The organism is Alteromonas sp. ABH2_165, assembly GCF_056159945.1.
In genome coordinates, this window is the sequence record NZ_JBSWWF010000022.1 from 1 (window position 1) to 1152 (window position 1152).

A 1152-nucleotide genomic window follows, 5' to 3' on the forward strand; every position below is an offset into this window, starting at 1 on the left:
GTTACTGCCCCTTATGTGGGTGTTAGCTTAATATTCCAAGAGATACCTATATGAGATGGAAAGAAATAATAATCGGAGCAATAGTGACACTTTTAATCACAGTCATAGGAGGAATCGCAGTTTGGAAATTTACTAAAGAGCCTCCAAAGCCTGATCCAAAAGCCGATGTTGTATATGAATATGATTCTCCGGCAAATTTTAAGTCTGAATATAAAAGTTTGGTTTTTAATACATTTCGTATTGGGAATCGTGGGAATCAGACGGCACATGAAGTAATGTTTTCGATTGTCTTTCCCAGAGGTACTAAAATACAGGACTTTGCGATTTCGAATTCTTCAGGCGCTGCGGCCAGAGCCAATCAAACAGAATTGTCCTCAAAAGAAAACGAAAAAACTATATTAATAAAGTCATTAACACCTAGTGAGGTTGTGACAGTTTCTATTCTAACAAGTGATTATGCGGAAAATGCACTGCAGCTATCAGCTAGGTATTCTGAGGGCGTCGCAGAAAAAGGTTCGTTAGTAAATCGACCAATACAAGTCAATTCAGATGTGGGGCCAAAAGCCAAAGAGGCTGCTTTCTCTGCCTTGCTCCTTGGGTTGCTCTTGCCTGTCATGCTATATCGTTTGAGAAATGCTCTTGGTGGTGTAAGAAGCTTAAACAATTCAGCATTCATGATGCTTCATCAAGGTCTAATTAGTGATGCAACAAAAATGTTGGAAAAAGAGTTAAGTACTCGAGGGGCGTCTGCATTCGAGCTTGCGAACTTAGGATTGTGTAAAGCACTTGGCGGTGATCGAGAATATGCTGAAAAGATGTTCTCTGCTGCAGAAATGTATTCGCCAACTAGCCATATCAAAGCACTTACGGCCTTTAATAGAGCAATATCCTATTTCGAGGCAGGAGAAAGTGATAAAGCAAAACAACAGCTCGATACAGCAGTACGCTTTTCTAAAAGCAGAATAAAGAAATATATAAAGCTAAGCATATATGGTCAGGAAATCGTAGATAGCATCGACGGATTTGAAGAATATAGTTCTAAAAAAAGCTAACAAGGCGCTGCAAGGGAAAAAACTACGCTCCGCTAATTTGTGGTTCGCTCCGCTCACTTTACCACAAATAGCTCCACTACGTTTTTCCCCTGAGCGCGGC

1 protein-coding gene is annotated in these 1152 nt (G+C 40.4%); it reads left to right on the top strand.

Annotated elements, in window-relative coordinates:
- The first annotated feature begins 50 nt into the window (after positions 1 to 50).
- Positions 51 to 1052: a tetratricopeptide repeat protein gene (locus ACXAFQ_RS20410; protein WP_474825208.1), complete on the top strand. Its 1002-nt coding sequence runs from the start codon at positions 51 to 53 to the stop codon at positions 1050 to 1052.
- Positions 1053 to 1152 lie beyond the last annotated feature (100 nt).

Bases quoted from the DNA above. Each gene is read 5' to 3' on its own strand.
- ACXAFQ_RS20410 (WP_474825208.1), top strand. From the start codon at position 51: ATGAGATGGAAAGAAATAATAATCGGAGCAATAGTGACACTTTTAATC.